We start from the raw sequence: 22,718 nt of genomic DNA, 5'->3' as shown, positions 1-22,718 counted from the left end.
GAGGTGTGCTCGTTTGGCCGGGAGCATAGAGAATCTGCCCCCTTCAATCAATTGCCGCGGTGCAGCAAAAACCCTAGGCCGCGCGTGCCTGATCGGCAATCCGCGCGAGGCACTCGTCGCGCCCCAGGATATCCATGACCTCAAAGATGCCGGGTGAGGTGTTGGAGCCGGATAGCGCAGCGCGAAGCGGCTGTGCCGCATCGCCCAGTTTGCACCCCTCCGACTCAACGAAAGCGCGTACCGCGGATTCCAGTGCGGGTTCGCTCCATTCTTCGATAGCGCTCAGGGCCGCCTGTAGACGGTCCAACCGCTGTCGCGCTTCATCTTTGAGGATCTTTTCGGCCTTGGCATTCAGCGAAAGCGGCCGATCGATCACGTAGAACATAGCATTTTCGGCCAGTTCCACCAAATTCTTTGCCCGGGCGCGCAAACCCTCCATGCCGCGCTCCAAACGCTCGGTCGCCGCCGCCGAGAGCCCGCCCCCGATCTTGTGTTCTATGATCGGCCGCACGGCGTCCAGCAGCACCGCGGTGTCCGCTTCGCGCATGTAAACGCCGTTGAGGTTGTCCAGCTTTACGAAGTCGAAGCGGGCCGGCGACTTTCCTACGCCGTCCAGATCGAACCAGCCGACGGCCTGCTCGGTGGAGATGATCTCGTCGTCGCCGTGGCCCCAGCCGAGGCGCAGCAGATAGTTGCGCAGGGCTGCGGGCAGATAGCCCATGTCGCGGTAGGCCTCGACGCCCAGCGCACCGTGGCGCTTGGAAAGCTTTGCACCGTCGGCCCCGTGAATGAGTGGGATGTGGGCGAAGGCCGGGGTCTCCCAGCCCAGGGCGCGATAGAGTTGGGTCTGCCGAAAGGCATTGGTCAGATGATCGTCGCCGCGGATCACATGCGTGACCCCCATGTCATGATCGTCGACCACGACGGAGAGCATGTAGGTCGGCGTACCGTTGGCGCGCAGCAGCACCATGTCGTCGAGCTGATCGTTGGCCACGGTAACGTTGCCCTGAACCAGATCGTCGATCTGTGTCTCACCGGTCTGCGGCATCTTGAGTCGGATCACCGGGTCAACGCCGGCGGGCGCCTCAGCCGGGTCGCGATCGCGCCAGCGCCCGTCGTAGCGCATCGGGCGACCTTCGGCGCGCGCCTGGGCGCGCATCTCTTCCAGATCCTCCGGCGAGGCATAGCAATGGTAGGCTTTGTCGTCGGCCAGGAGCTGCCGGGCAAGCTCCGCATGGCGGCCGGCGCGGGAGAACTGAAAGACCACCTCGTCGTCCCAGTCCAGTTCCAGCCAGCGCATGCCGTCGAGGATCGCATCGATCGCTTCCTGGGTGGACCGCTTGCGATCGGTATCTTCGATGCGCAGCCTGAACGTTCCCCCGTGATGGCGGGCAAAGAGCCAGTTGAAGAGCGCCGTCCGGGCACCGCCGATATGCAGGAAGCCGGTGGGTGAAGGCGCGAAGCGCGTCACGACGGACGAGGGTGCTGAACTCATGTCTGCTGGATGGATCCGGAAAGATGGAAAGATGACCGGCGCGGTGTAGCACAGCGGCCCGGCCCTTCCAAACGGCCAATCCAAACGGACAGTTCAGGCCGGAGCGAAGCCTTCGCAAGCTCTCTTTTTGCGTGTTCCGAGCCTGAGTCTATAATCGCGATGCGATTACGCGGCGGCAGGGCAGGGGAACAGGCAGGGGAAGCCAGTGGAGCCTATCGGCCAAGCAGGCAAAGCGCCGCAGGAAGCGTCCTGGAGGGCTGTTGCGCCCTGGGGTCGCTCTTGGGGCCGCTCTTGGGGTCGCTGGGAACGCCTTGTCAGCAATCCCTACATGGCCCTGCTGGCGGAGCGGGAGCGCTGGATCCTCTGGCTTCCCGTCTTCTTTGCCCTCGGCATCTCGCTCTACTTCGCTCTGGCGCAGGAACCTGCGCTTTGGATCGGCGCCGGGATCAGCGCCGTGGCTCTGGCACTCCTGTGGTGCTGGCGCAGCGCGGCCGGCCCGCGTCTCCTGGCCCTGGCGCTGACGATGGCCTGCGTCGGCTTTGCTTCAGCCCAACTGCGCAGCGCCTGGGTCGAGGCGCCGCAGCTGGAAAGGTCCTGGGGTCCTGGCCAGCTTACCGGTGAAGTGCTGGAACTCGAGACCAGGCCGAGGGGTCGCCGCCTCCTGCTGAGGCCCCTGGCCATGGCAGGCCTCGCGGCGGAGGACCTGCCGGCGCGGGTCCGCATCACCGCCGCCGCAACCGATGCAGAGCTGCGTCCAGGCGACGTGGTGACTTTGCGTGCCAGGTTACGGCCGCCTTCGGCCCCTACGATGCCCGGGGGCTTCGATTTCGCCCGCCAGGCCTATTTCCAGCAGTTGGGCGGAATCGGTTTCGCGCTCGGGCCGCTGCGCGCCGCCGACCACGCTGCGCCAGGCGCAGGCGCGCAAACGGAAAGCATGGCCCGGCGATGGGGTGTTTTCTGGGCCGCCGCCCGTCATCGCATCGCCGAGCGGATTACGAGTCACCTGCCGGGCCAGTCCGGCGCCGTGGCCGCGGCCCTGGTCACGGGGCAGCGCGGCGCCCTCTCCGAGGAGACCCGTGAAGACATGCGGGCGGCGGGGCTTGCCCACCTGCTGGCGATCTCGGGCCTGCACATGGGTCTGGTGACCGGGCTGCTCTTCTTCGCGCTGCGCGCCGGGCTTGCCCTGTCGCCTGCGCTGGCGCTGCACTGGCCGATCAAGAAGGCGGCGGCCGTGACGGCCGGCCTTGGTGGTCTGCTCTACCTCTGCCTTGTCGGTTTCACGATCCCGGCCCAGCGCGCCTTCATCATGGTCTCTATCGTTTTGCTGGCCGTTCTGCTGGACCGGCGGGCGATCTCGCTGCGCCTCGTCGCCTGGGCGGCTCTGGCCGTCCTCCTGGTCGCTCCCGAAAGCCTAGTCTCGGCGAGTTTTCAGATGTCTTTTGCCGCCGTCGTCGCCCTGGTCAGCGTCTATGAGGGCTGGGAGCGGTCGCCGGCGTCGCTGGAGATGCGGCGCCACGTCCTAGGACGGCTCGGCCTCTATATCCTGGGCGTTGCCCTCACGTCCCTGGTCGCGATCCTGGCGACCAGCGCCTTTGCGGCCTTCCATTTCCAGCGGCTGGCCGTCTTCGGGCTGCTGGCCAATCTTGTTGCGGTGCCGCTGACGGCTTTCGTCATCATGCCGGCCGCTGTCATCGGCATGCTCTTGATGCCCCTCGGCCTCGAAAGCCTGGGGTTTGTCCCCATGGGCTGGGGAATAGACGCGCTGCTGTCGATCGCGGGCCGGGTTGCCGATCTTCCCGGCGCCCTGGTCACGGTCCCGCCGATGCCGCTCTGGGGCCTTGTCTGCGTCACTCTGGGCGGGCTCTGGCTGTGTCTCTGGCGGGGGCGGTGGCGGTATTGGGGCCTGCCTCTGGCCATTGCCGGTGCGCTGTCGCCGGCGCTCTTCCAACCGCCGGACCTGCTGGTCAGCGGCGACGGCCGCCTCGCCGCGCTGCGCGATGAGGAAGGAGGCCTCTGGCTGGCCGACCGGCGTGGCAGCCGCTTTGTCATCGACTCCTGGCGCCGCGGCAGCGACGCGCAGGAGGTTCTCCGCTGGCCGCGGGCGGGGACGGTGGCGGGCGGCGCGCTGAGTTGCGATCCGCTCGGCTGCCTCTATCGCAAGCAGGGAATACTCCTGGCGCTGTCCTGGGACCCGCGGGGGCTCGCCGAGGACTGTGCCGTTGCCGATGTCGTGGTCAGCCTGGAGCCGCTCCGGCGGCAGGCCTGCGGCGGCCCTCAGCGCGTCATAGACCGCTTCGATCTTTGGCGCGAAGGCGCCCAGGCGATCTGGGTGACCGATGGCCGCCTCAGCCGGCGGACCGTGCTGGACACGCAGGGGCTGCGCCCCTGGTCGGCGCTGACCGACCGGCAGCCGCCGGGGGATTGAGCCAATATGGGCCCCGGCCTGGGGGATCGAGTCTAGTAGCGGCGCAGCAGGCCGACGAGGCGGCCCTGGATGGTGACCCGCTCCGGGGGGAAGATGCGGGTTTCGTAGGCCTGATTGGCGGGTTCCAGCGCGATGGCGCCCCCCTTGCGGCGGAGACGCTTCAGCGTCGCTTCCTCCTTGTCGATCAGGGCGACGACGATGGCGCCGTTGTCGGCCGAATCACAGCGTTCGATCAGCACGGTGTCACCGTCCAGAATGCCGGCGTCCACCATCGAGTCCCCGTCGACCTCCAGCGCGTAGTGTTCACCCGTTCCGATCATGGCTGAAGGAACGTCGACATGGGTGGAGTAATCGCGCAGCGCCTCGATCGGCGTGCCTGCGGCAATGCGCCCGTAGAGCGGCAACTGCAGGGCCTCGCTGTCGTTGGCGGGCTGGGCGCCGGGCATCGAGGCCGAGAAATCCCCTTGAATCACCCGTGGCGCGAAGCCCGGCTTCGGGTCGCCGATCACCGGCCCGGCCTGACCGACTCCCTCCTGGCCGTTCCCCGGCCGTCCGGCGCCCGCCCGCGGTGCAATGCCCAGGTCCTCCGGCAGGCGCGTCACCTCGACGGCCCTTGCGCGGTGCGGCAGGCGCTTGATGAACCCGCGCTCCTCAAGGCCGGTAATCAGCCGGTGGATGCCGGATTTGGACTTCAACGCCAGCGCATCCTTCATCTCGTCGAAGGACGGTGAGACGCCATGGCGCTGAAGATGGCCGTGGATGAACAGAAGTAGCTCGTGCTGCTTTTTGGTTAGCATCTGCTGGTAGACCCTCAGGGTGTCGTCTGCGGCCCCGGTCACGACACAAGATATGGAACAAAACAAAAACCTCAGCACATGTTCTAGTTTGGTTCCTGTTTGGGGTCAAGAATTTTGTCGGAGAAACTACCTATGAGGTAGTTGGGAACATCTATGGTTGCAGACAGCGGCACGCACAACGCTCTGTTTGCCGCTCCGCGGTCGCGGGGATCTGAGGCTACAGCCCTTCTGCCAGGCTGCGGAGCTCAAGCACCGGGACGAGGCTGCCGCGCGCGGCGGCGGCCGCTTCGGGCGGCCGCAGAATCAGTCCGTCGGCCGCCGCCAGCATGGCCAGCATCGAAGAATCCTGGGCACCGTAAGGGGTGGCGACCTTGCGGCCTTCGTCGTCACTGGAGATTGCCGCCCGCAGATAGTCCTGGCGCCGGTCGTTGGCCCGGAGGTCTGCCCCCAGGATCATGGTTTCCAGGGGATGCGGAGGTTCGCTGCGTCCCTGCAGGCGGTGCAGCGCCGGGCGGGCAAACAGCGTGGCGCAGACCAGCGCGGAGACCGGGTTGCCGGGCAGCCCCAGCATCGGGGTGTTGCCGAGGCGGCCGAACATCAGCGGCTTACCGGGGCGCATGGCGATGCGCCAGAAATCCAGTTCCAGCCCCTCCTGCTGCAGGGCGGTCTGTACGAGATCATGCTCGCCGACGGAGGCCCCGCCGGCGGTCAGCAGCAGGTCGGCTCCCTCGGCGCCGGCGGCGAGGGCGGCCAACTGGTCGCTGCGGTCCGGCGCGATTCCCAGCTGGACCGGCTCGCCGCCGCAGGCGCGGACAAAGGCGGCGAGCGCTATGCCGTTGGAACTGACGATCTGCCCTGGCCGCAAAGGCTCTCCGGGCATCACCACCTCGTCGCCGGTTGAGAGAATGGCGACCCGCGGCCGCCGGCGCACCGACACCCAGGGATGGTTCATGGCGGCGATCAGCCCGACGTCACGGGCGGTGAGGGCCCGTCCCGCCCGCGGACCGGGGTCGCCGGCCTTGAAGTCCAGGCCGGCGGGCCGGACATAGTGCCCCGCCGCGCAGCTTTCCTTCACCGTCACGGTCGTGCCGGAGGCCTCCGTGTCCTCCTGAATGACGATGGCATCGGCGCCGTCGGGCAGCAGCGCCCCGGTGAAGATGCGCACGGCCTCCCCGGGTCCGACGCGGCCGTCAAAGGGCCTGCCCGCCGGCGCAGCCCCGATCACCGTGAGGTCGGTCGGCACCGCGGCCACGTCGGCGGCCCGCACGGCGTAGCCGTCCATCGCGGAAACGGCCTTGGGCGGCTGGGTCAGACGCGCATGGATGTCCGCGGCCAGTACCCGGCCGTAAGCTTCGTTGACACTGACGGTCTCCGCGGGAAGCGGTTGGAAGTGGTCGAGAATGCGGTTCAAAGCTTCTTCGACTGAGATCATCAGGAAGCCTCGTAAAGCCCGGATTTTCCGCCTTCTTTGCGAAGCAGTCTGATATCCGTGATCTGCATGCCGCGGTCGACGGCCTTGCACATGTCGTAGACCGTGAGCGCCGCGACGCTGACGGCGGTCAGGGCCTCCATCTCGACGCCCGTGCGCCCCTTCAGTTTGCAGCGCGCGGTGATGTCGACGGCCGAGCGCGCCTCATCCAGGGTGAGGTCGAGCGAGACCGAAGTGAGGGCCAGCGGGTGGCAGAGCGGGATCAGATCCGGCGTGCGCTTGGCCCCCATGATGCCGGCGAGGCGGGCAACGGAAAGCACGTCGCCTTTTTCCACGGCCCCGTCGCGAATGCGCGCCAGAGTCTCCGGCTGCATGACGATGGAGCCCCTGGCGACGGCGATCCGCTCGGTCACATCCTTGTCGGAGACATCGACCATCACGGCTTTGCCCTCCGCGTCGAAGTGGGTGAAGTCGCCCATCACCGGCCACCTATTGCTTCGGTTCGATGGGAGCCGCTGCAAGGGCGGCGGTGGCGGCGGTGACGTCGTCCTGGCGCATGAGGGATTCGCCGATCAGGAAGGCCCGCGCGCCCGCCCTTGCCATGCGCTGGAGGTCCGCCGGCTCGTAGAGTCCGCTTTCGGCGACCAGCAGGCGGTCCGCGGGCAGAGTGGGGGCCAGCTCTTCCGTTGTCGCCAGATCGACCGTCAGGGTCTTGAGGTTGCGGTTGTTGATGCCAAGAAGCGGTGAGCGCAGCTGGAGGGCGCGCTCGAGCTCGGCGCCATCGTGGACTTCGATCAGCACGTCCATGCCCAGGTCCAGCGCGGCGGCTTCCAGTTCGGCGGCCTGAGCGTCCCCGAGGGCGGCCATGATCAGCAGAATGCAGTCGGCGCCGAGGGCGCGGGACTCCACGATCTGATAGGGGTCGAGCATGAAGTCCTTGCGCAGGCAGGGCAGGGCCACGGCGCTGCGGGCCGCCTCCAGGAAGGCATCGGAGCCCTGGAAGTAAGGCGCATCAGTGAGGACGGAGAGGCAGGCGGCCCCGCCGGCCAGATAGGCTTCGGCGAGGCGGGGCGGATCGAAGTCCGCGCGGATCAGGCCCTTGCTCGGCGATGCCTTCTTGATCTCGCAAATCAGCGCGAAGCGCCCTTCCGCCGCCTTGCGCTCCAGAGCCTGGCGGAAGCCCCGCGGCGCTTCCGCGGCCTGGGCGCGGCTCTCCAGTTCGGAGAGGCCGACGGCCCGTTTTGCGGCCGCGACGTGTTCACGCTTGTCGGCGCAGATGCGCTGCAGAACGTCACCGCCCGTTGCTGTCGCAGCCGCGGTCATGGCGATACCTCCTCGTTGGTCACCCTCACCAGCCCCTCGAGCACTTTCATGGCCGCGCCCGTGTCGATCGCCTCGACCGCCATGGCCGCGCCTTCCTTCAAGTCGCCGGCGCATCCGGCCACGATCAGGGCCGCGGCGCTGCCCAGCACCACAATATCGCGATAGGCCCCGGCTTCTCCCGACAGGAGGCCGCGCAGCTTGGCGGCGTTGTGGTCGCGGTCACCGCCGACGATCTGGTCCAGGGATGCCGTCGGCAGGCCGGCATCTTCGGGGTTGATCTCGAAGGTCGAGACGCTGCCGTCCTTGAGCTCCGCCACCTGTGTCGGACCCAGGGTGGAAACCTCGTCCAGCCCGCCGGCGCCGTGGACCACCCAGGCCTTCTCGTGGCCCAGGTCGCGCAGCACCTCGGCCAGGGGCACGATCCATTCGGGGGCGAAAACGCCGATCAGCTGGCGGCGGACCTTCGCCGGGTTGGACAGGGGGCCCAGCAGATTGAACAGGGTGCGCGTGCCGAGTTCGGCGCGGCTCGGCCCGACATGACGCATGGCGCTGTGATGGCGCTGGGCCATGAGAAAGCAGGTTCCTACCTCCGCCAGAGCCCGCTCCACCAAGCGGAAGTCGGCTTCGATGTTGACGCCGAGGGCTTCCAGAACATCGCTGGCGCCACTCTTGGAGGAGGCGGCCCGGTTGCCGTGCTTGGCGACCGGCACGCCGCAGGCCGCGACGACGAACTGGCTGGCAGTGGAGATATTGTAGGTGCCGCTGCCGTCGCCGCCGGTGCCGCAGATGTCGATGGCGCCTTGCGGGCGCTTTACGGTTGTCATCTTCGCCCGCATCGCCGTCGCGGCCCCGGTGATCTCCTCCACCGTCTCGCCCCGCACGCGCAGCGCCATCAGGAAACCGCCCATCTGAGCCGGCGTGGCATCGCCGGACATCATGATGTCGAACGCCGCCTCCGCTTCGCTGCGGCTCAGGCTCTGGCCCGCTGCCGCCTTGGCGATGAGATCCTTGAAGACCTGGGGACTGCCGCTCATGCCGGGATCCTGCAACGCATAGAAGGGGGCCGCAGAACGCCGCTAGGCGGCAACGGCCCGGTCGGCAAGGCTCAGGAAGTTGCGCAGCAGCGCATGGCCCTGCTCCGAAGCGATGCTCTCGGGATGGAACTGCACGCCGTAGAGCGGCAGTTCGCGATGCTGCAGCCCCATGATCACGCCGTCCTCCGTCTCCGCCGTGACCTCCAGCGTATCGTGCGGGAAGGTCGCCGGGTCGAGGGTCAGCGAATGATAACGTGTTCCGGTGAGCGGTGAGGGCAGGCCGGCAAAGACGCCCTGGCCCTTGTGCGTGAGGGCGCTCAGCTTGCCGTGCATGGGTGTCGGGGCGCGCACCACCTGGGCGCCGAAGACCTGTCCGATCGCCTGGTGGCCCAGGCAGACGCCGAAGACCGGCAACTCGCCCGCTGCCGCCCTGATCAGCTCCAGGCAGATGCCTGCGCGGTCGGGGTCGCAGGGGCCCGGCGAGAGAATGATTCCCTGGGGTCGAAGAGCCAGCGCTTCGGCCACGCTGACCTTGTCATTGCGGCGCACCTCGATCGTCGCACCCAGCTCCCCCAGAAAATGGTAGAGATTGTAGGTGAAGCTGTCGTAGTTATCGATTAGCAAAAACATTTCAGATGCTTGCGCCGTTTTCCTGAGTGATCGCCTCGTTGCTTGGTTCTTCTTATAGCAGGTCGTCCAAGCCATCGGAAAGCGGTCAGATGCTCGATCTCGAGCTTCCAGTTACTGGAAGGATTAAGTAGGATCGTCCCGGTGGGTTCGCGCGCGAAACACAGAGCAGGAGGTCGTCATGAACATCGGTGCCGTCGCTCGCCGATCCGGCGTGCCGGCAAAGACCATTCGCTATTATGAATCCGTTGGGCTGATCGCCGCTGCGGAGCGGTCGGCGGCCGGCTACCGCGTCTACAGCCAGCGCGACGTCGAAACCCTACGCTTCGTCCAGCGGGCCCGCAGCCTGGGATTCTCGGTCGAGGATGTGGGCAGCCTGCTCGCCCTCTGGCATGACCGCGGACGGAGCAGCGCCGAGGTCAAGGCCCTGGCCCGGCGCCGGGTCGCCGACATTGACCGCAAGATCGCCGAGTTGACCGAAATGCGGGCCACTCTCAAGGACCTCATGCGCCGCTGCCATGGCGATCAGCGGCCGGACTGCCCCATTCTCAACGGCCTTGCCGGCGGTCGGGGGGCCGGGGGCTAGCGCCGGCCGAGCGGGCCGCCTTTGGCCGCAGCTTCGTTAACCATGCCGTGCTAGGCTCCGCCGGCCATGGCCCGAAACGATTCGAAACCGTCCCCAGCCCGCCGAAGCGACGCCGCCTGGAATGTCGCCGCGGTGGTGGGCCTGCTGTGCATTGGCATCGTCGTCGGCGGGGTCGCGGGCGTAGTACTCGATCGCAGCGGCCTCCTCGGCAGCCACGGGCCGGACAGCGCTTCGCCAGTGCCCGGCGAAAAAGCGGCCGATTCTAAGCCTGCGCCGCAGCGACGCGTTGCGGGGTCAGCGCCCGTACAAGCCGACGGCCGCCCGCCCGCTGCCTGGGAGGACTCTGTCGATCGGGAGGCGCTGGAAGCGGCGTTCCAGCGCGCCGCCGAGGAAGACCCGGCAGAACAGGCGGAGGGACAGGCTGATGTAAGGGAGAGCGCAGCGCTGCCGCCGGCTTTCAGTACCGATCAGAGCCGACCCGAACCGGCGGCATGGCAGCTTCACGCCGTCGCGACCGTTCCCGAGGCCGGCCGGCCCATGGTGGCCATCGTCCTCGACGATATCGGCGTGAACCGGCGCAATGCGCGCCGGGCCATTGCGCTCCCGGGGCCGCTGACGCTTGCTTTCATGACCTACGCGGACGACTTGCCGGACATGACTGCCGCGGCAAGGGCGGCAGGGCACGAACTGATGCTCCATGTGCCCATGCAGCCGCGCGACCCCGCCATTGATCCCGGCCCCAACGTGTTGGCCGAGGCCCTGCCGGCGGCGGAGCTGGCGCAGCGCCTGGCCTGGGGCCTCGATCGCTTCGAGGGCTACGTCGGGATCAACAATCACATGGGGAGCCGCTTCACGGCTTCGCCCGAAGGCATGGCCATGGTGATGGCTGAGTTGAAGGCGCGGGAGCTTCTGTTTCTCGACTCTCTGACAGCCAAAGAGTCCGTAGCCGGCAGCCTGGCGCGGCGTGCGGGCGTGCCCTTCGCGGAGCGGGACGTCTTTCTCGACAACGAGCCGAAAAACCGCCTTGCGATCGAACGCCAGCTCGCGCTTCTTGAACAGATCGCCCGAGAGCGTGGCTATGCCGTGGGGATCGGTCATCCCCACGCGGCGACCGTTGAGGCGCTCAACGACTGGATTCCGGAGATGCGCAGCAGAGGCTTTGCCCTGGTTCCGATCTCTGCCGTCGTGCGGCACCGGCTTGCCATCGAAAGCGCCCACAGTGGCGACGGCTGACGCCGCCCGCGCTCAGGCGTAACCGCGCCAAGCTGTAACGGGCGCTCAGTTGTAACGGGCGTGGATCTCCGCCTGGGTGCCGTCTTCGATCATGGCGGAGAGGGCGGCCTGCATGCGCACCACGATGTCATCGGGGGTCTGCGGCGAGCAGGCGATGGAGAAGACCTGTTCATAGAGCACGGCCACCTCTTCCACGGGGACCCCTTGGCGCTCCAGCTGATGGAAGTAGGATTCCGAGACCGCCATGAGGTCTACCCGGCCGTTCAGCAGCTTGCGCAGCGTGAGATCGAGATCCCGCGCCAGATCGATGTCCGCGAAGCCGGCGTTGCGCAACAGTTCGACCGTGTAGTCGCCGGTCTGAGTGCCGGTACGATAGTGTGTCGCGCTCTCGACGTCCTGGGGATCGATGCCCGATCCGGCGGCACGGATCAGCAGGGTGCGCTCCAGCAGCAGGGGCTCCACCCACTTGAACCGCTGATCGCGATCCACGGTATGGGCGGTCGTGAAGACGCAGGTCATCGGCTGGCTGCCGGCCAGCCCGATTGCGCGCGACCAGGGCAGCAGCGTCATTTCATAGGCGATCCCGGTCCGGCGCATGATCTCCCTGACCTGGTCGGCGCCAAGCCCGGCGATTTCGCCATCCTGCTCGAAGTTAAAGGGGGCGTACTGCTCGGTCGTGAGCTGCAATACTTCGCTGGCTTTGGCCGGGCCGCCGCCAAGAAAACTCGGGCTGAGAATACAGGCTGAGAGCAAAGCAACTGCGGTAAGGGTCTTGGTCATCCGCGTCATGACTTCTCTCCAGGTAACTGTCTCTTGCCCCGGGACCCGTGCGTTTCCGATCCATCTGCAGGGTTGAGTAAAGGCAAGTACACACCGCTGGCGTGATTAAAATCTACGCGATACGCGTAAATGGTTACTTAAGAGAAGCTGGATACGGTTGCTTCCTGGATGCGGTGGTTAAGAAAAGATGAACACAAGACCACGGTTCCAAGCGGGGATAGTCTGAGGCCGTCGTCGAGAGCATGCAGCTCATCCGTCTGAAACTTCCAGGCAACTCGATCCGAAACCGGATCGTAATCACGGTGCTGGCGACGGTCGTGCTGGTGTCGATGCTGGGCACGGCACTCTCCGGCCGCGAGCAGGCAAACCGCCTGCTGAACGATCTGAAGGCGGAATCGCAGGTTCTGACCAGCGTCTTCGGCGACACCCTGTCGGATCCGTTGTGGGACTATGACTACCAGATGGTGCAGCAGCGCCTGGACCGTCTGGCGGCCACCGGTGCGATCACCGGTGCGCGTGTCTTCGACAACAAAGGCGAAAAGCTGGCGGAAGTTCTGGTCGCCGGTTTCGATCCGGAGATCGCTGGCGACTACCTGGTCTTCGACCGCACCATCACGGCTGAGAGTGGCGAGCGGGTCGGAACTCTCTTCCTCTGGGTCTCGACCGCCGGCGTTTCCTCCGATGTCTGGCGTGTGGTCCGCAACGATGCGACCACCGGGGCCACGCTGGCGGTGCTCACGGCTGTCGTCGTCTTCCTCGGGGTCAATCTGATTTCCGGCCCGCTGTCGCGGGTGACGGCGGCCATGATCCGCATCGGCGAGGGCGCCCTCAACACGCCGGTCCCCGAACGCGGACGCGACGACGAGGTGAGCCGGATGGCCGAGGCCCTGGAGCGGCTGCGGCAGAAGGGCCTGCGCGTCGAACAGGTCGAGCGGGAACTGCGCCGCGCCAACGCCAATCTGGAGCAGCGGGTCACCGAACGGACGGCGGAACTGGAGCGCGCGCGCCAGCAGGCCGTCGAGGCGAACCGCGCCAAGACCGAGTTCCTGGCCAACATGAGCCACGACCTGCGCACCCCGCTGAACGCCATTCTGGGGTTCAGCGAGATGATGCGCGCCCACGCCTTCGGCCCCCTGGGCGATCCCCGCTATGACGAATACATCGAGGATATCCACCACAGCGGATCCCTGCTGATCAGCCTGATCAACGATCTCCTCGACATCTCGAAAGTCGAGGCGGGCAAGTACGAGCTGACGGAAGAGCCGGTGGATATGCGCGCCCTTGTGGAAAGCTGCATTCGTCAGGTCGCCGCCGGCGCCGAGGCCGCCGGCCACCGCCTGAAAGCCGAGGTCGACCGGAACCTGCCTGTCCTCAGAGGCGACGAGCGGGTGCTGACCCAGATCCTGAACAACCTGCTGTCAAACGCGGTCAAGTTTACGCCGGAAGGCGGGCTCATTCAGGTGAAGTCATGGTGCGACGCGCGCGACCGGATCTTCCTCAGCGTTTCGGACAACGGCATCGGCATGACGAGCGAGGGCGTCAAGAAGGCCCTCAAGCCCTTCGAGCAGGCGCACAACCCGCGGGCGCGGGAGCACAAGGGGACGGGCCTGGGACTCCATCTTTGCGACAACTTCATGGAGCTGTTCGGCGGCGCCATGACGATCGAGAGCGCGCTTGGCGAGGGTACGACGGTGACGGTGAGCTTCCCGCCGGAGCGTGCGATCCGCCGCAAGCGCCTGGCCTAGGTTCACTGACCGCTTCTGCGCCCCCTTGAATGAACGGGGCCGCATCGCTGCGGCCCGGGACAAAGCGAAAGGGGCCGCATCGCTGCGGCCCCCCATGAGCTGGTGAGTCTTAAGGCCCCGAAACGGGGTCCCGCTCCGAAGGTGTCATGCGTCGGACGAAGGCTGCTCCGTCAAACCCATTGAACATCCAAAGCCCTCAGACTTCACCGAAATCTCATGAGACATTGGATCACCTCCTTTCAGCTGTTGAAACAGGACTGCGACTATCGCCCTGATTCGCGGCAGGCGGCAAGAGAAATCCACAGGATGTTGCATTTTTATGAATGCAATCAATAGGCTAAGCGGCCAACCAGGTCGTCGAAGGGAATGCAGACCGCCGCGACATAGCCCGGGCGGGCCCGAAGCTTTTCGTACCAGGCGGCCAGATTCGGCAAGGCGGGCCGCTCGATCGGCATCTGGTACCAGCGGTAGAGGGTCATGCCCGCGCCCACGTCGGCCAGGCTGAAGTCCGCCCCGGCGAGCCAGGGGCGCCCGGCTAGCTCCCGGTCCAACAGGGTAAGCCTTTCCGCCGTTCTGGTCCTCCGGGCCTCGATACCCACCGCGTCCTGATCCTCGTCCGGCGTTCGCACGCACATCCAGAAGAGGTCGATCCAATCGCGGTAGAGCGTGGCGTTGGCCCAGGCCAGCCATTGGTCGGCGGCGGCCCGCTGTGCCGGGTCCGCCGGCCACAGGCCGCCCGCGCCGTAGCGGGCGGCAAGGTAGCGGATGATGGCATCGCTCTCCCAGACCACCGTTTCGCCGTCGCGCAGGGTCGGCACCCTGCCGTGCGGATTGATGGCGCGGTAGGCCGGGTCGTCGAGGCCGCCGAACCGGCCGCCGGCGTCGATCCGCCGGTAGGGCAAGCCCAGTTCTTCCAGAACCCAGACCGCCTTCTGCACGTTGCAGGAGGACAGGCGGCCCCAGAGGGTCAGATCCGGCATGCAGAAGCCCCTCGCATGCAGCCCGTCGCCGTGGCGCTAGTTGCCCCGCCGGGCCGCAAAGCGCACGGCTTCCTCGGCGGAGCGCAGCAGGGCACGGGCCTTGTTCCAGCTTTCCTGATACTCCGCCTCCGGGTCGCTGTCGGCGACGACTCCGCCGCCGGCCTGGATGTGCATGACCTCGTCCTTCACCACGGCGGTGCGCAGGGCGATGCAGGTATCCATGGAGCCGCCGGCGCCGAAATAGCCGACGCAGCCGCCGTAGACGCCGCGGCGCTCCGGCTCCAGTTCGTCGATGATCTCCATCGCCCGGACCTTGGGAGCGCCTGAAACCGTACCGGCGGGAAAGCCTGCGACAAGGGCGTCCATGGCGTCCTTGCCTGCGGCGATATGGCCTTCGACGTTGGAAACGATGTGCATGACGTGGCTGTAGAGCTCGATCACCATTTTCTCGGTGACCTTCACGCTGCCGATCTCGGCCACCCGGCCGACGTCGTTGCGTCCGAGGTCCAACAGCATCAGGTGCTCTGCCAGTTCCTTGGGGTCGGCCAGCAGTTCTTCGGCCAGGGCGCGGTCTTCCTCGGCATTGGCGCCGCGCGGCCGGGTGCCGGCGATGGGCCGGATGGTCACGGTGTCGTCGCGCAGGCGCACCAGGATCTCCGGGCTCGAGGCGACGATGGCAAAGCCGCCGAAATCGATGAAGACCAGAAAGGGCGATGGATTGACCCTGCGGAGCGCGCGGTACAACGCAAAGGGCGGCAGCTTGAAGGGCAGGGACAGCCGCTGCGACAGCACCGCCTGGAAGATGTCGCCGGCCAGGATGTAGTCCTTGGCCTTGGCGACCATGGCGTGAAAGCCATCCCGTGTCATGTTGGACGACGGCTCCGGCAGTGTCTCCAGGTCGGCGATCACGTCGCGGCGCTGGGGCAGGGCACGCTCAAAGTCCTGCGCTACATCGGCGAGGCGTTCGCAGGCCTGAGCATAGGCGGCCCGCGCCGAGACATCGCCGCGCGGCCAGACAGGCGTAAAGAGCGTCACCTGGTCTTCCACCCGGTCGAAGACGGCGATGATCGTGGGGCGGATGAACATGCCGTCCGGCAGGTCCAGCGGCTGGGGATTGTCGTCCGGCAGATCTTCCATCAGCCGCACGGTGTCGTAACCCATGTAGCCGAACAGGCCGGAGGCCATGGGCGGCAGACCTTCCGGGAGATCGATGCGGCTTTCAGCGGTCAGGCTGCGCAGGCTTTCCAGCACCGGCTCCTCAAGCGGAACGAAAGCCTCCGGATCGAAGCGCGCCTGCCGGTTGATCTCGGCCCGCTCGCCGCGGCAGCGCCAGACCAGGTCCGGGCGCATGCCGAGAAAGGAGTATCGCCCGATGATGGATCCGCCCTCGACGGACTCGAAGAGGAAGGAGTTGGGCTTGCCCTCGGCAAGCTTCAGGAAGGCAGAGACCGGCGTTTCCAGGTCGGCGATGAGGACGGTCCGCACCACCTGCGCCCGGCCAGCCACATAGCCCGCCTCGAAGGCGGTAAAGTCAGGTGTCGTCTGCATGGCCCGGGCTAGTAGGCCGCGCCGGCGAGCGCTTCGTCGATCAGGCGCTGATTGACGGTCACGTCCAGGTCTTGCTCAAGCGATGCCAGAAACTGCTGGAAGATATCGTCGCGGATCGATCCCGCCAGCTGATCGGAGAGCTGCTGTAGGCGGGCCTCCTGGCCTTCCGCTGCGGCCCCCTGGATGTCGGCGAGGCGCGCCACGATCTGGCTTCCGGGCGTCGGAACCAGGGCGATCTCGCCAGTCTCGATCTCGAAGAGCTGCTGGGAGAGGGCAGGCGCGGGCGTGCGCGCCGGGTCGGTCTCGAAGCGGGTGACGGGCTCGGTCGTCAGCAGCTGCAGCCCCTCGGCCTCGGCGACGGCGCCGAAGTCCTCGCCGCTGCGCAACCGTTCGGCCACCGATTCCGCCTTCTCCTGCCCCATGCGGGCACGCTCGCGCGCCTGCCACAAACGAATGACGTCGTCGCGGACCTCCGGAAGGGGTCGCAGCGTGGCGGCGATCTCGTCGTCGACCCGCACTATGAAGTAGTCGCCGTCCAGGGTCTCGGTCAGCAGGCTGGTATCGCCGAGCGCCGTGGTGCGGAGCAGCTCAAGGAACTCGTTCAAGGCCGGCAGGGCCTCGATTACGTTGCCGTCCCGGTCGCGGCCCTGGTTGTCGATCGCCTCGATCCGGCGGGACTCGACGCCCAGGTTCGCAGCCGCATCCTCGATGGCAATGCCGCCGGCGATGGCTTCGTCGTAGCGGTTGGCCTGTTCGATGACGAGATCGATGGCCTGCGCCCGCGCAATCTCGTCGCTGAGCTGATCACGCAGATCTTCGAACTGCGCCTCCTGGCCGGCTTCGATCGCGTTGACGACCACGACGTGCCAGCCCAGCGGGCTCTGGATCGGGGCGCTCGCCCGGCCGGGTTCCAGGTCAAAGACCGGTCCGCCGAGTTCGGCCGGCAGTGCCGATTCCGGAATGAAGCCCAGCGCGACCGGGGCGCGGCCCGTGGCGGCTTCGGCGGCTGCTGCAAAGTCGGCGCCTTCGGCAAGGCGCTCGGCCAAAGCCTGGGCGGCAGCTTCGTCCGGCAGCACGGCCTGAACGACGTCGCGCCGTTCGGGCTGTGAAAGCTCGTCGCGCCGGGAGTCGAATTCTTCCTGCAGAACCTCATCAGACACGGCGATTCCGGCCATGGCATCGGCGACGCGCAGGTGCACCAGCGTGATCCGCTTGTAATCCGGCGTCATGAAGCTGTCGGATGCGTTTTCGTAGGTTTCCTGAATGGCGGCCTCGTCCGGTTCGCCCGGTTCGCCGAGGCTGTCGTTGGGTATGACGATGTAGTCGGCAACGCGCCGCTCCTCACGGTAGGCAAAGAGACGCTCGGTGACGCTTTCCGGCGCGACAGCGGCTTCGGTCACAGCCTGGATCAGCTGCTCGCGCTTGGTATCGCCCGAGAGGATGGCCAGGAACTGCGCTTCGCTCATGCCGCTGAACTGGAGAGCCTGGGCAAAGCGGTTGCGGTCGAAGTTGCCGGTCGCCCCCTGGAAGGAGGGATTGTCCAGGATCTGTGTGCGCATCTGCTCTTCGGTGATCATCAGGCCCAGTTCGTTGGCCGCTTCGTCGAGCAGCGCGCGGCTGATCATGCGGTTGAGCACCTGCTGCGGAATGCCGAAGGCGCGCGCCTGCTCGGGCGTGAGCTGGGTCCCGAAGCGCTGGCTCATCGTGGCGACCTCCCGCGACAGCTCCTGGCTGAAACTGCGCTGGTCGATCAGGGTGTTCCCGACAGACGCGACACTCTGACCGTGGCCGCCGGTCCGGAAGATGTCGCCGATGCCCCAGACCGCAAAGCTGAGGATCAAGAGCCCGAACAGGGGGAACATCAAGATCTTGACTATAAGCTTCTGGTTTTTCATCGCTTGCGCCTGAGTCTTCCGTTTGGGGGGCCTTGGGCTTTGTTTTCGGCGGCTGTCAAAGCGGCGGCAGTTTAGAAACCCGCCTCCGGGCGGGCAACAAGCAAATCCGCCCCTTCCCAGCCATTTGAACCGGCTGATTGGATGGCTGCCGAAAGGCGGAAGGATGCGGCTTCCTGCCACGGGTGGTCAGCAGCCGGGAATTGGCGCCGGGGATTGGCGCCGGGGATTGGCGCCGGGGATTGGCGCCGGGGATTGGCGCCGGGGATTGGCGCCGGGGATTGGCGCCGGGGATTGGCACCGGGGATTGGCACCGGGGATTGGCACCGGGGATTGGCACCGGGGATTGGCCGGGTGTGAGCGGCTGTGTTAGGACAACCTCCCGAAACAAAGGCACATAACCGTGAAATGGGGGAGGTCGGAGGATGACGCCGCTGATCGCTGGAAACTGGAAGATGAACGGCACCTTGGCCGATGCCCGATCATTGGCGCAGGAGGTGCTCGGCGGGGCGCAAGCGGGGGGATTCTCGTGTGAACTCCTGGTCTGCCCCCCCTTCGTGCATCTCTCAGCCGTCGGCGGCGCCCTGGGAGAAGGTGCAGTACGCTTGGGCGGCCAGGACTGCCACACGGCCGCAGGCGGCGCCCATACCGGCGATGTTTCGGCGACCATGCTGCGCGATCTCGGCTGCGGCTATGTCATCGTCGGCCACTCCGAGCGGCGCGCCGACCACGGCGAGGACAATGCCCTGGTTCGGGCCAAGGCGGAGGCCGCTTTGGCCGCCGGCCTGGTCCCGATCGTCTGTGTCGGAGAAACCCTCGACGAACGCATAGCCGGTCAGGCCCTCGCCGTCATCGGGCGGCAGCTGAAGGGCTCCGTCCCCGTGGGGATGGCGGCCGAACGGCTGGTGGTCGCCTACGAACCGGTCTGGGCCATCGGCACCGGCCGCACCGCCACCCCTGGCGATGTCGCGGAGGTGCATGCCGAGGTCCGACGGGTCCTGGGCGGCCTGGTGGGCGAGAGCGCTGCGCAGGTACGCATTCTTTATGGCGGCTCGGTGAAGCCGGACAACGCCGCCGAACTTCTGGCCCAGGAGAACGTCAATGGGGCCCTGGTCGGCGGCGCCAGTCTGAAAGCCGCGGATTTCCTTGCGATTGCCGGGGCCTGTTCCTAGGCAGCCGGCGCCAGGCCTTCCGCCGCGCTTGGCTAAGTCCCCTCTGTTTTTGCTGGTTTTTCGGACTGGAAGCCATTACATAGCCGGCATTCAGGGCGGCCGCCCTCCGGGCGTAACGTCGCGCTTGCGGGACAGCCGACCCAGCGGCCATCGCCAGGACAGCAACGCTGCCAGCGATCCCTGCCGGAACACATCATTTCGAAGGCGCTGGTTTCAGCGAACGAGCGATATGGAAAGCGTACTCCTGGTCATCCACATCCTGATTGCCCTGGCCCTGATCGGCGTGGTGCTTCTGCAGCGCAGCGAGGGCGGCGGCCTGGGGATCGGCGGCGGCGGCTCCGGCGGCGGCGGTGGTGGCATGGGGGGCTTTCTGACCGGCCGCGGAACCGCCAACCTGCTCACCAGGACAACCGCCATCCTGGCGGCCTGCTTCATGGCCAGCAGCATCGTCCTGACCATCCTGGCCGGCGACAGCGGCGGACAGCGCTCCATTTTCGACGATCCTGCGGCTGGCCACGGCGGCATGCCCGCCCCGGTCGCCCCGGCGGCCCCGGCCGAGCCGTCCGTCCCGACCGCGCCTACGGTTCCAACGCAGTAACAGCGCTCGACAGTCCTTCGCCGAGGCCCGCCAGGAGGCCCGCCAGGAGGGCGGACAACGTCGCGGTCTGCCTTCACGGCGGCACTCAGGCAAGGCGTCGATCAAGGGCCATCCGGGAACAGGACGGCGGTAAGCCAGCGCTGACCGGGCGCGACTCGGTCGCCCTTTCAGATGCACCCGGCCTGCCTAACGCCCGGCAGTCGCCTTCGCGGCTGTCGTGACGGTGCCACCGCGGCGTGGTTGACCCGGGGTTTTGCGGGCTTTGCGGGCGATCATGACAAAGTGAAAACTTCTCTCCGCCGAGGCTTGCTTCCCGCTCTCTGATCGTTCAATAGTGTTGGCCCATGGCGCGGTTCATCTTCATCACCGGCGGCGTGGTTTCCTCCCTCGGCAAAGGCCTCTGTTCCGCAGCGCTTGGGGCGCTTCTCCAGGCTCGCGGATTCAAGGTTCGGCTGCGAAAGCTCGATCCCTACCTGAACGTGGATCCGGGAACCATGTCGCCCTATCAGCACGGCGAGGTCTACGTCACCGATGACGGGGCCGAAACCGATCTCGACCTCGGTCACTACGAGCGCTTCACCGGCGTGCCCGCACGCAAGAGCGACAATGTGACGACGGGGCAAATCTATTCGGACGTTCTGGCGAGAGAGCGCCGTGGCGACTATCTGGGCGCAACGGTTCAGGTGATCCCCCACGTGACCGACGCGATCAAGGCCTTCGTTCTCGGCGACCTTGCCGACGAAGACTTCGTGATCTGCGAGATCGGCGGCACCGTCGGCGACATCGAGGGCCTGCCGTTCCTTGAGGCGATCCGCCAGCTGGGCAACCAGCTGGGCCGGGAGCGCAGCTTGTTTCTCCACTGCACGCTGATTCCCTACATCGCCGCCGCCGGGGAGTTGAAGACCAAGCCGACCCAACACTCCGTCAAGGAACTGCAGTCGGTCGGCATCAAGCCCGACATCCTGGTCTGCCGCAGCGAGCGGGAAATCCCCAAGGACGAGCGGCGCAAGATCGCGCTGTTCTGCAACGTGCGCGAGGAAGCGGTCATTCCCGCGCTGGACGTGCGTTCCATCTATGCGGTACCGCGGGCCTATCACGAGGAAGGCCTGGACGACGAAGTCTGCCGCCACTTCGGCCTCGAGGTCGGCCAGCCGACGCTCGAGAGCTGGGACCGGGTCATGACCCGTATCGACGAGCCCGACGGCGAGGTCACCATCGGCGTTGTCGGCAAGTATGTGAGCCTGCTGGACGCCTACAAGTCGCTGGCGGAGTCTCTCACCCACGGCGGAATCGCCAACAACGTCCGGGTCAAGGTTTCCTGGCTGGATTCAGAGATCTTCGAGCGGGAAGGGACGACCCAGCAACTGGAAGGCGTGCACGGCATTCTCGTGCCCGGCGGGTTCGGAGAACGCGGCGCCGAAGGCAAGATCGCCGCCGCGCGCTTTGCCCGTGAGCATCAGGTTCCCTACTTCGGCATCTGCTTTGGCATGCAGATGGCGGTGATCGAAGCCGCCCGCAATCTGGCAGACCTGCCGCAGGCAGGATCCACGGAATTCGGCCAGCCGACCGATCCGGTGGTCGGCCTGATGACGGAGTGGTCGCGCGGCAACGCGATCGAACGGCGCAACAGCCAGAGCGACCTGGGCGGGACCATGCGCTTGGGGGCCTATCCCTGCCTCCTGCAGGATGGCAGCCGCGTCCGGGCCATCTACGGGGCTGAGTCGATCAACGAGCGCCACCGGCACCGTTACGAGGTGAACATCAATTACCGCGAGAAGCTGGAGCAGGCCGGTCTGCTGTTTTCCGGGCTGTCGCCGGACGGCGAGCTGCCGGAGATCGTGGAACTGCCGGACCACCCCTGGTTCGTCGGCGTCCAGTTCCATCCGGAACTGAAGTCAAAGCCCTTCGCCCCGCATCCGCTGTTCACCTCCTTCGTCGAGGCTGCGGTGGAGCAGTCGCGCCTGGTCTAAGCGCCCGGAAGGCAACGTGGCGTGAGGCAGTCCCGGGCGGCAGTCTGGGGCGGCGGTCCGGGGCGGCAGCCTCCAGTCAGGCTGCGTTGCGGGCACTCAGTGTGCTGTGCAGGGCTTTCAGCCGGCCGAGGACTTCGCGGGCGCCGGCGAGCGGCAGGCAGCTCGGGCCGTCGCATAGGGCCTTTTCCGGATCCGGGTGAAACTCCAGGAACACGCCATCCGCCCCGGCGGCAACCGCCGCCGCCGCGATCACCGCGACGCCGTCGCGCCGCCCGCCGGTGGACACTCCGTCGGAATCCGCTTTCGCTCCGGGGAGCTGGACCGCGTGGGTGGCGTCGATGGTGACCGGGACGCCCAGCTGCCGCATCGCCGGAATGCTCAGCATGTCCACCACCAGATTGTTGTAGCCGAAGGCGGTTCCGCGCTCGCAAAGGATGGTCAGGCCGGGGCCCGCAGCCTCTTCGATCTTCCTGAGGATGCTGTGGCAGTCCCAGGGCGCAAGGAACTGCGCCTTCTTGACGTGCAGCAGCCCGCCCTTGGCCGCGGTCGCCTTGGCGGCGGCCACCACCAGATCGGTCTGCCGGCAGAGGAAAGCCGGGATCTGAACCAGATCGGCGACGCTCGCCACGGCGTCGGCCTGCCCGGGCTCGTGAATGTCCGTCGCGATCGGCAGGTTTTCGCGCTCCTTCACGGCGGCAAGGGTCTCCAGGCCTGCTTTCAGGCCGGGCCCGCGAAAGCTCTTGAACGAGGAGCGGTTGGCCTTGTCGAAGCTGGCCTTGAACACGAAGGGCAGGTCGAGCTCTGCCGCGACATGCTTCAGCTCCTGGGCCGTCTCCAGGGCCAGGCCGAGGTCTTCGAGTACGTTGAGGCCGAGGATGCAGAACAGCGGCTGACCGTCGCCGAGTGAAAGATCCCATTGCTTCAGGGTGAGTTGCATCGCCGTCGCCTCGTCGCCGCCAATCAGGATTTGTCAGTGCATTTCGAACTGACCCGTGGAGGCAGCTTCATAGCGGCGGGGCTGCGTCACCGCAAGGTGATGCGCGATCCCGCTTCACCCGCTGTCGCCGCTTGCCGGTTCTCTCGG

General features: G+C 66.8%; 19 protein-coding genes. 7 read left to right on the top strand and 12 right to left on the bottom strand.

Translation table 11 applies throughout. From position 1 onward, the window contains the following. Positions 1-73 precede the first annotated feature (73 nt). On the bottom strand, positions 74-1,495 hold the full coding sequence (gltX, locus tag ACO06P_RS01785; protein ID WP_420348304.1) for a glutamate--tRNA ligase: 1,422 nt from the start codon (positions 1,493-1,495) through the stop codon (positions 74-76). A gap of 328 nt (positions 1,496-1,823) precedes the next feature. Here gltX and ACO06P_RS01780 point away from each other — a divergent pair, with 328 nt between their 5' ends. After that, on the top strand, positions 1,824-3,920 hold the full coding sequence (locus tag ACO06P_RS01780; RefSeq protein WP_420348303.1) for a ComEC/Rec2 family competence protein: 2,097 nt from the start codon (positions 1,824-1,826) through the stop codon (positions 3,918-3,920). Between the two features lie 32 nt (positions 3,921-3,952). Here the strand turns inward: ACO06P_RS01780 and lexA are convergent, their stop codons facing one another. The 6 genes from lexA to ACO06P_RS01750 all read right to left on the bottom strand — a co-directional run bounded on the left by lexA (position 3,953) and on the right by ACO06P_RS01750 (position 9,133). Beyond that, positions 3,953-4,717, bottom strand: a complete 765-nt coding sequence (lexA, locus tag ACO06P_RS01775) for a transcriptional repressor LexA (protein ID WP_420348302.1) — start codon at positions 4,715-4,717, stop codon at positions 3,953-3,955. A gap of 217 nt (positions 4,718-4,934) precedes the next feature. Next, positions 4,935-6,149, bottom strand: a complete 1,215-nt coding sequence (gene glp, locus ACO06P_RS01770) for a gephyrin-like molybdotransferase Glp (RefSeq protein ID WP_420348301.1) — start codon at positions 6,147-6,149, stop codon at positions 4,935-4,937. Further along, positions 6,149-6,625: a cyclic pyranopterin monophosphate synthase MoaC gene (moaC, locus tag ACO06P_RS01765; RefSeq protein ID WP_420348300.1), complete on the bottom strand. Its 477-nt coding sequence runs from the start codon at positions 6,623-6,625 to the stop codon at positions 6,149-6,151. The genes glp and moaC overlap by 1 nt, the downstream gene beginning before the upstream one ends. Before the next feature lie 10 nt (positions 6,626-6,635). Then, positions 6,636-7,469, bottom strand: a complete 834-nt coding sequence (gene trpC / locus ACO06P_RS01760; protein WP_420348299.1) for an indole-3-glycerol phosphate synthase TrpC — start codon at positions 7,467-7,469, stop codon at positions 6,636-6,638. Next, a complete protein-coding gene (gene trpD, locus ACO06P_RS01755; RefSeq protein ID WP_420348298.1) occupies positions 7,466-8,503 on the bottom strand; it encodes an anthranilate phosphoribosyltransferase in 1,038 nt (345 codons plus the stop codon). Before trpD ends, trpC begins: the two co-directional genes overlap by 4 nt. Before the next feature lie 42 nt (positions 8,504-8,545). Continuing rightward, positions 8,546-9,133, bottom strand: coding sequence for an anthranilate synthase component II (locus ACO06P_RS01750; RefSeq protein ID WP_420348297.1), 588 nt, complete (start codon positions 9,131-9,133; stop codon positions 8,546-8,548). A gap of 178 nt (positions 9,134-9,311) precedes the next feature. Between ACO06P_RS01750 and cueR the strand changes: the two genes are divergently transcribed. Together cueR and ACO06P_RS01740 are read left to right on the top strand one after the other, a co-directional pair. Continuing rightward, positions 9,312-9,716 carry a Cu(I)-responsive transcriptional regulator gene (cueR, locus tag ACO06P_RS01745; protein WP_420348296.1) on the top strand — a complete coding sequence of 135 codons (405 nt, stop codon included), beginning with the start codon at positions 9,312-9,314 and terminating at the stop codon, positions 9,714-9,716. 66 nt (positions 9,717-9,782) lie between these two features. Further along, positions 9,783-10,949, top strand: coding sequence for a divergent polysaccharide deacetylase family protein (locus ACO06P_RS01740; RefSeq protein ID WP_420348295.1), 1,167 nt, complete (start codon positions 9,783-9,785; stop codon positions 10,947-10,949). A gap of 45 nt (positions 10,950-10,994) precedes the next feature. Here ACO06P_RS01740 and ACO06P_RS01735 read toward each other — a convergent pair whose 3' ends face one another. Beyond that, positions 10,995-11,738 (bottom strand): substrate-binding periplasmic protein, encoded by a 744-nt coding sequence (locus ACO06P_RS01735; RefSeq protein ID WP_420348294.1) that lies wholly within the window; start codon positions 11,736-11,738, stop codon positions 10,995-10,997. A 233-nt stretch (positions 11,739-11,971) separates the two neighbouring features. On the opposite strand from ACO06P_RS01735, the gene ACO06P_RS01730 reads away from it, so the two are divergent. Beyond that, on the top strand, positions 11,972-13,474 hold the full coding sequence (locus ACO06P_RS01730; RefSeq protein ID WP_420348293.1) for an ATP-binding protein: 1,503 nt from the start codon (positions 11,972-11,974) through the stop codon (positions 13,472-13,474). A 329-nt stretch (positions 13,475-13,803) separates the two neighbouring features. On the opposite strand, the gene ACO06P_RS01725 is transcribed toward ACO06P_RS01730, so the two are convergent. The 3 genes from ACO06P_RS01725 to ACO06P_RS01715 are packed head-to-tail and all read right to left on the bottom strand — an operon-like array spanning position 13,804 to position 17,864. Continuing rightward, the gene (locus ACO06P_RS01725; protein WP_420348292.1) at positions 13,804-14,454 is read right to left on the bottom strand and encodes a glutathione S-transferase family protein; all 651 of its coding nucleotides are present in this window, start codon (positions 14,452-14,454) and stop codon (positions 13,804-13,806) included. A gap of 36 nt (positions 14,455-14,490) precedes the next feature. Next, entirely contained in the window at positions 14,491-16,002 is a 1,512-nt protein-coding gene (gene trpE / locus ACO06P_RS01720) for an anthranilate synthase component I (RefSeq protein ID WP_420348291.1), read from the bottom strand. A gap of 8 nt (positions 16,003-16,010) precedes the next feature. Next, a complete protein-coding gene (locus ACO06P_RS01715) occupies positions 16,011-17,864 on the bottom strand; it encodes a SurA N-terminal domain-containing protein (protein ID WP_420348290.1) in 1,854 nt (617 codons plus the stop codon). Positions 17,865-18,319: 455 nt separating this feature from the next. Here ACO06P_RS01715 and tpiA point away from each other — a divergent pair, with 455 nt between their 5' ends. From tpiA to ACO06P_RS01700, 3 genes are all read left to right on the top strand, one after another. Next, positions 18,320-19,066 (top strand): triose-phosphate isomerase, encoded by a 747-nt coding sequence (tpiA, locus tag ACO06P_RS01710; RefSeq protein ID WP_420348289.1) that lies wholly within the window; start codon positions 18,320-18,322, stop codon positions 19,064-19,066. A 229-nt stretch (positions 19,067-19,295) separates the two neighbouring features. Continuing rightward, on the top strand, positions 19,296-19,664 hold the full coding sequence (gene secG, locus ACO06P_RS01705) for a preprotein translocase subunit SecG (protein ID WP_420348288.1): 369 nt from the start codon (positions 19,296-19,298) through the stop codon (positions 19,662-19,664). 344 nt (positions 19,665-20,008) lie between these two features. Beyond that, positions 20,009-21,634 (top strand): CTP synthase, encoded by a 1,626-nt coding sequence (locus tag ACO06P_RS01700; protein ID WP_420348287.1) that lies wholly within the window; start codon positions 20,009-20,011, stop codon positions 21,632-21,634. A 76-nt stretch (positions 21,635-21,710) separates the two neighbouring features. On the opposite strand, the gene kdsA is transcribed toward ACO06P_RS01700, so the two are convergent. Next, entirely contained in the window at positions 21,711-22,571 is an 861-nt protein-coding gene (kdsA, locus tag ACO06P_RS01695) for a 3-deoxy-8-phosphooctulonate synthase (protein WP_420348286.1), read from the bottom strand. Positions 22,572-22,718: the final 147 nt, after the last annotated feature.

This window comes from Pelagibius sp. (assembly GCF_965227505.1).
GTDB lineage: Bacteria > Pseudomonadota > Alphaproteobacteria > Kiloniellales > Kiloniellaceae > Pelagibius.
The sequence above is the reverse complement of the archived record's forward strand: the minus strand, read 5'-3'. Positions and strand labels throughout refer to the sequence as shown.

Excerpts from the sequence above, each read along its gene's own strand:
- gltX (WP_420348304.1), bottom strand. The coding sequence starts at position 1,495 with ATGAGTTCAGCACCCTCGTCCGTCGTGACGCGCTTCGCGCCTTCACCC.
- ACO06P_RS01780 (WP_420348303.1), top strand. The coding sequence starts at position 1,824 with ATGGCCCTGCTGGCGGAGCGGGAGCGCTGGATCCTCTGGCTTCCCGTC.
- lexA (WP_420348302.1), bottom strand. The coding sequence starts at position 4,717 with ATGCTAACCAAAAAGCAGCACGAGCTACTTCTGTTCATCCACGGCCAT.
- glp (WP_420348301.1), bottom strand. The coding sequence starts at position 6,149 with ATGATCTCAGTCGAAGAAGCTTTGAACCGCATTCTCGACCACTTCCAA.
- moaC (WP_420348300.1), bottom strand. The coding sequence starts at position 6,625 with ATGGGCGACTTCACCCACTTCGACGCGGAGGGCAAAGCCGTGATGGTC.
- trpC (WP_420348299.1), bottom strand. The coding sequence starts at position 7,469 with ATGACCGCGGCTGCGACAGCAACGGGCGGTGACGTTCTGCAGCGCATC.
- trpD (WP_420348298.1), bottom strand. The coding sequence starts at position 8,503 with ATGAGCGGCAGTCCCCAGGTCTTCAAGGATCTCATCGCCAAGGCGGCA.
- ACO06P_RS01750 (WP_420348297.1), bottom strand. The coding sequence starts at position 9,133 with ATGTTTTTGCTAATCGATAACTACGACAGCTTCACCTACAATCTCTAC.
- cueR (WP_420348296.1), top strand. The coding sequence starts at position 9,312 with ATGAACATCGGTGCCGTCGCTCGCCGATCCGGCGTGCCGGCAAAGACC.
- ACO06P_RS01740 (WP_420348295.1), top strand. The coding sequence starts at position 9,783 with ATGGCCCGAAACGATTCGAAACCGTCCCCAGCCCGCCGAAGCGACGCC.
- ACO06P_RS01735 (WP_420348294.1), bottom strand. The coding sequence starts at position 11,738 with ATGACGCGGATGACCAAGACCCTTACCGCAGTTGCTTTGCTCTCAGCC.
- ACO06P_RS01730 (WP_420348293.1), top strand. The coding sequence starts at position 11,972 with ATGCAGCTCATCCGTCTGAAACTTCCAGGCAACTCGATCCGAAACCGG.
- ACO06P_RS01725 (WP_420348292.1), bottom strand. The coding sequence starts at position 14,454 with ATGCCGGATCTGACCCTCTGGGGCCGCCTGTCCTCCTGCAACGTGCAG.
- trpE (WP_420348291.1), bottom strand. The coding sequence starts at position 16,002 with ATGCAGACGACACCTGACTTTACCGCCTTCGAGGCGGGCTATGTGGCT.
- ACO06P_RS01715 (WP_420348290.1), bottom strand. The coding sequence starts at position 17,864 with ATGTTCCCCCTGTTCGGGCTCTTGATCCTCAGCTTTGCGGTCTGGGGC.
- tpiA (WP_420348289.1), top strand. The coding sequence starts at position 18,320 with ATGACGCCGCTGATCGCTGGAAACTGGAAGATGAACGGCACCTTGGCC.
- secG (WP_420348288.1), top strand. The coding sequence starts at position 19,296 with ATGGAAAGCGTACTCCTGGTCATCCACATCCTGATTGCCCTGGCCCTG.
- ACO06P_RS01700 (WP_420348287.1), top strand. The coding sequence starts at position 20,009 with ATGGCGCGGTTCATCTTCATCACCGGCGGCGTGGTTTCCTCCCTCGGC.
- kdsA (WP_420348286.1), bottom strand. The coding sequence starts at position 22,571 with ATGCAACTCACCCTGAAGCAATGGGATCTTTCACTCGGCGACGGTCAG.